A 5441-nucleotide genomic window follows, 5' to 3' on the forward strand; every position below is an offset into this window, starting at 1 on the left:
TGAATCAATGATTAAAAAGTACGGAAAAGTAAAACGTAGCAATATATTAGATACTTTTTCTATATCAATATCAGAATGTCAAAAGCTCATTAGGTGCTATGAAGATTTAACTGATTATAATCTTGTATATGATGATTCACGCTGTGAATACTCACTGATTATTGATGGCTACTTCCACACAATGTTCCTAAATGGTGATCCAAGTCTGTTCATAAGATCGATTGAGCTTGTTTCTGGAAAAACGATGATAGTCGATGATGATGAATATGATACGTATAGGTTCCAAATCATCGCGGCTAATTGTAATGAGAATACGGATCAGGAGTTGATAAGAATTTCTGAAGCCTTAATTGAATATGGTTGTGATGACGTAACGATAGGAGTGATATGTGGAGAGCTGTACATAGAATTTGAAAGAAAAGACGCATGCTATAACATGGCGGTCACGAGGGCATCAAGCCAGATCAACGCTGTCTATGGGTTACATTGTATTAAAGATGAAAGATTATAATCACCATGTCCTGAGGCTCTCTCACAGACATGATTCGCATCGATAGGCTGATGTTAAATCCAGAAAATGGTATCCTAGGCGACTGTTAGGTGCTCCATGCTGGAAAGATAATGAATTATACCCGAATCGTCTGTTTTGACCTCGAAATGTGTTGCTGGGATGATGAGCGCAAAGCTCGGACAGGTGAAATCATTGAGATCGGTGTCGCTGAATTAGATCTCCAGAGTGGTGAGATTGTTCGCCGAGCTCAACATTATGTATTGCCAGAGCAAGATGAAGTGTCTTATTTTTGTACAGAACTGACGGGCATTAAGCCTGAAGTTATTGCAAAAAATGGTAAGCCGTTAGGCTCTATTTTGAAATCGATAGAACAAAAATTTGGCGGGCGTCATAAAATTTATGCTGCTTGGGGCCATGACGATCGTATTTTACGTGCTGAGTGTGAAGCGAAAGGGCTTAAAGTTCCATTCGAAGAATTCTTAAATATTGCAACCTTGTTTCGCATGCAGAGACACGTAAAGAAAAAACGTTGTGGTCAGCGTGCAGCAATGGAAATGGCGGGCGTTGAATGGGAAGGGCGCCAACATTCTGGTTATGTTGATGCTTACAACCTTGCTAGGTTAACTAAGACCTTATTTTTGCCAGAACAACAGGTAGAGTAACTCTCATTTGCTAAATTGTATTCAGTACTAAAAATGCCGCTGATTTATCAGCGGCATTTTTGTAGGAAGCTATCAAGGAGTTGTTGTGACAAAAAGCCACGAATGTCTCTTCGGTAACTATAAATTGCTTATTGCGTGTCTTTTAGCGCCGCAGTAACAATTAATTCAACTTTTAGCTCAGGACGAGCTAATTTAGCTTCACCACAAGCGCGCGCTGGTGCATCGCCTTCTGGCATCCAGTTGTCCCATACTTCATTCATTTCTTGGAAATCAGCCATATCCGCAAGCCAAACTAAAACTTGCAGCATGTGGTGTTTATCACTGCCTGCTTCATTTAATAATGCTTCCACACGACGAAGAGCTTCTTTTGTTTGGTCTGCAACGCTTTCACCCGCAATACCGACTTGACCACATAAATAAACAGTATCGCCATGTTTAACAATTTTGCTCATGCGTTGGTTAGTTTGTTCACGTTGAATCGTTGTCATCATTTAGCCTTTATTGTTTTCATATATTGTCGTAATAACGATATAAGTTCATATCGCCATCATTAAAATTTGTTTGATGTTATACCAGTAAAGTGGCTACTTGCAATGCAAATGTGATCCCTGTCGAGATTGTCGCTAGGGCTAATCATGTGCTGCAGTGGCAATGAACATAGGGGATATAAGCTTAATAGGAATATTGCCTGCATAAGTATCTATGCATGTAGTTTAACCAAAACAAAAAAGTTCAAAAACTTTGTTAATTATCTAGAACAAAAAAGCATAAGTGGTGCGAGTTATTTTATAAAAAGTAATCGGAGTTAAGTGCATCAATATACATGTTTTACTGGTTGTTTATTCTTGTTGTTGGTTTTTTATGTGCTTGGTTGAGGTCTTGTGTTGTGGGGGTTCGTGCTATAAATGTTGTTTTTGGTGGTCGTTTATTACTCTGCTTTGTTGAATAAAACATGGCGGTTAAGTTTCAATGTATGTGGTGGTTCCATTCAGTTTATATCTTGTTTTGTTAAAGTTTTGTGATTTTGTTGTGCGATTGGCTGTTGTCTCAGCATTTTTTTCCTGTTAGTTTTTTGTCAGCAGATTCAGGAAAGAATGTGCAATTAAGGAAAATAATAATACAGGATCGTATGATGAAAAAAACACTATTAGCAGTAGCAATCCCTTCTCTTCTTGTGGCTAACATGGCGTCAGCGGCAGAAATTTATAAGTCAGACGAAGGATCCGTCGACTTTTACGGTCAACTACGTACCGAATTGAAAAAAAGTGAAGATAAAGAAGTCACCCTTGGTGCTGGTTCTTCTCGTGCAGGTGTTGCTGCACAATACACAATCGCTGAAGGCGTTGATGTATTTGGTAAGGTTGAATTTGGCCTTCAAGGCAAAGGCGACTACGTAATGAAAAACCGTCTACACATTGCAGGTGTAGCAACAGATTTTGGTAAATTCTCTTTTGGTCGCCAATGGGTTGTATCAGATGATGTATGGGGTGCTGATTACTCTTACTTCTTCGGTGGTACTGGTCTTCGTCACGCAACCTTATCTGGCGCTCGTCACGACTCGCTAATCAAATATAACTACGAAGGCGAAAGCTTTTGGGTTGCTGCCAACTATGGTCTTGATCAAGATGATTCAAACCAAGAGCTAGCAGAGCTATACGCAGGTACCAGTGTTGCAGGCTTTAACTTACACGTCGGTGGTGGTCAAAACCGCGATAAAACGTTTGAAGTGACACTTGCAGATAAATCAAAAACTAAACATGACCTACAGAACACGTATTTTGAAGGTACAGTTGAATACACATTTGGTGCTGCGCTGATTGGCTTTACTTACTACAACGCGACACTTGATGAAAAAGACACGTCAGACAAAATCAAAGAAAATGCATATAGCTTAGGTGCAACTTACGGTTGGGCTGATAATGCAACGGCATACACTGGTTTTGAATATGTGACTCAAGAAGCAGAAGACAGTACGGTAGCTGACGGTAAAGGTAAAAACTTCTACCTTGGTTCTGATTACCACTTTAATAGCTGGGCACGCGTATATGCAGAATACAGCTATGCAGACGGTGATACTTTAGGTTTCACTAACAAAGCATCTGATTCTTTCGTTGGCATCGCATCAACAGATGGTGAGAGTCGCTACGCAATCGGTGCACGTGTTTACTGGTAATACGTAGCAACCACTGAGTCTTTTCTTTTTGCCCAGCCTGTTTATTTAGGCTGGGTTTTTTCATTTATAGGATAGGGGGGGGGCGAAAATTCACACTGTAAATCGCTTGGGTTACTGATTTATTATTTATCCTGAACCTAGTTGAGCGCGTGATTAATCGTTATTTTTGATTGCCACTAGTGCCATGAAAAGTAGCTGTTTGTCGCGGTCTGTCACATGTTTTGTGGTGATCGTTTGATTAAAAGCATCAAAATCGCTCGATGTCAGAGCCCTATTCTCTCTTATATAGTCAGCAATATGCTCTGTTATTGATGAACCTAAAGTAATGAGTGTTGGGTGAATATCGTTCTGAAGATCTCGTGGTAAACTGCTGGAAGGCAGTGATAACCAATCGGCTCGGTGTCGGTATTGAATTGCCTTTGCAACCGCAATTTGTGCTTTAAAGAAAGATTCCAATTGCTCAGGGTTTAATCCTTTCTCTATTGCTTCTGCTTTGGCTTTATTTAATACGATTTCTTCTCGTAAAGGATCTTCAATTGGTTGATGATGCGTCGCCTTATATAAGGCCACCGCTTTCATGAAGCTTAAGCGTAGATTTATCGCTGTAAAGAGGTCTTGGCTAGCAGGTGAGGTATAAGTTGTCATGGATAAAAAATATAAAGGTATAAAGTGATTAATTTACACACGGTAGCGCCAATTTAAGTTGGATCCTGTGTACTATGCGCGGTGTTACATTGGTAGTGTTATTTACAGCATGTTGATTTATTGCCAGATTTTGCACAGTGAATAACGGCATAACCGATAGCCATTAAAATATGATCTTCAGGGTTTTCATCATCCCCACCAATAAGCTCAATCAGTCCCGCAACGCCTTCTTGTTCATTACACAGTGCATTCGCATGTGCGATAACATTACGAAAATAGCTGTCGTTATCGATGGCATCCTTCCAGCTTTCAAAGAATTTTTTCCCACTCGTGAAATCAAGCTTATCGGTGATCACTTTTTTTAGCATGGGCTTGAGGGCATCTAACAGTTCAGACTTCTTTTTAAAGTGCGCATTGATACCAGAACGACTGACTTTTGCCGCTTGGGCTATTTTCGTAAAAGTTAATGCATCGTTACCGTACTCAACTAATAACGAAAAAGAAGCATCAATGATTTTTTGGCGGGTCTGCGCCGCAACTTCCTGACTAACTCGTGGCATTTTAATCGTTCTCTTAAGCGTTAAGCGTGCAATTCTACACGAAAGCATAGAGTAGATGCTAAATGAAGATAGGGCTATATGTGGTTATCTCTATGACTGTGTATCGAGTACGTTGAGTTTAGAGTGACAAACTGAAACAAGAAGATGCCCAACGAAGACTCATTAGGCATGTAGTTTACGTGTTGATTAGAACTTGTAATTGACGATTAACGAGAAAGTATCCAGATCCAGGTCGTTATATTCAGGTACGTCGACCGACGAGAATTTGTACTCAGCTGCAAGTACGAAATGTTTGTTGAATGTCGCTCTTACACCTGTACCAATTGCAAAGGCATATTCGCTGTCATCAAAACGCTCATTGCCTAAATCGGTAGAAACGGCGATACGTTCAACACCCAGTAGGCCGTACGGTTTTATTGTAAAGTTATTCCGCCCAATTAGGGTATAGCCAATATCGGTGTAGAGTCCAAATGTTGAAATTTCAACATCACCCGGAAGTTTTGATGGATTCTGGGTATTATCATTATCGAAGGTAGCATTTGAATAACGACCTGATACACCAAAAATTTTGTTAATGTCGTAACCCGCCTCAATGACATAGCCTGTCGCGTCATCGAGCAGATCATCTGAATCGTGGTTTAGTACGCCCGCACCTACTCGAAAACCTGAAACATCAGTGTTAGCCAATGCTGAATGTAGACTCTCATTGTTTGCAGCATCGCTGTCGATTGCCGTGTTTTCTGCTGCTGCGGAGAAGGATACTAAGAACGGTAAAATTGCTGCCAGAAATTGCTTTTTCATGAATGAACCTTATTCCTTAAAAACACAGTGAGCTAGCGATGCACACTTTCATTTTCGGATAATTATTATTTTTCAATATGTAAGTTGTA

At 40.1% G+C, this 5441-nt stretch carries 7 protein-coding genes; 3 read left to right on the top strand and 4 right to left on the bottom strand.

Annotation, left to right across the window (positions count from 1 at the left end; translation table 11 throughout):
* Together ASV53_RS25610 and ASV53_RS22285 are read left to right on the top strand one after the other, a co-directional pair.
* The coding region (locus ASV53_RS25610) for a BrxR family helix-turn-helix transcriptional regulator (protein ID WP_189337944.1) at positions 1 to 511 on the top strand (511 nt) is incomplete at its 5' end.
* A gap of 110 nt (positions 512 to 621) precedes the next feature.
* On the top strand, positions 622 to 1173 hold the full coding sequence (locus ASV53_RS22285) for a 3'-5' exonuclease (RefSeq protein ID WP_062692157.1): 552 nt from the start codon (positions 622 to 624) through the stop codon (positions 1171 to 1173).
* Positions 1174 to 1301: 128 nt separating this feature from the next.
* Here ASV53_RS22285 and ASV53_RS22290 read toward each other — a convergent pair whose 3' ends face one another.
* The gene (locus ASV53_RS22290; RefSeq protein ID WP_062692155.1) at positions 1302 to 1661 is read right to left on the bottom strand and encodes a RidA family protein; all 360 of its coding nucleotides are present in this window, start codon (positions 1659 to 1661) and stop codon (positions 1302 to 1304) included.
* Between the two features lie 644 nt (positions 1662 to 2305).
* Between ASV53_RS22290 and ASV53_RS22295 the strand changes: the two genes are divergently transcribed.
* Positions 2306 to 3346, top strand: coding sequence for a porin (locus ASV53_RS22295; RefSeq protein ID WP_094958735.1), 1041 nt, complete (start codon positions 2306 to 2308; stop codon positions 3344 to 3346).
* 153 nt (positions 3347 to 3499) lie between these two features.
* On the opposite strand, the gene aroQ is transcribed toward ASV53_RS22295, so the two are convergent.
* The 3 genes from aroQ to ASV53_RS22310 all read right to left on the bottom strand — a co-directional run bounded on the left by aroQ (position 3500) and on the right by ASV53_RS22310 (position 5352).
* Complete coding sequence (aroQ, locus tag ASV53_RS22300) at positions 3500 to 3991, bottom strand: gamma subclass chorismate mutase AroQ (protein ID WP_083541023.1); 492 nt, start codon at positions 3989 to 3991, stop codon at positions 3500 to 3502.
* A gap of 98 nt (positions 3992 to 4089) precedes the next feature.
* The gene (locus ASV53_RS22305) at positions 4090 to 4551 is read right to left on the bottom strand and encodes a TetR/AcrR family transcriptional regulator (protein WP_062692150.1); all 462 of its coding nucleotides are present in this window, start codon (positions 4549 to 4551) and stop codon (positions 4090 to 4092) included.
* Between the two features lie 186 nt (positions 4552 to 4737).
* Positions 4738 to 5352 (bottom strand): porin family protein, encoded by a 615-nt coding sequence (locus ASV53_RS22310; RefSeq protein ID WP_094958736.1) that lies wholly within the window; start codon positions 5350 to 5352, stop codon positions 4738 to 4740.
* Positions 5353 to 5441: the final 89 nt, after the last annotated feature.

The organism is Photobacterium sanguinicancri, assembly GCF_002265265.1.
Classification (GTDB): Bacteria; Pseudomonadota; Gammaproteobacteria; order Enterobacterales; family Vibrionaceae; genus Photobacterium; species Photobacterium sanguinicancri.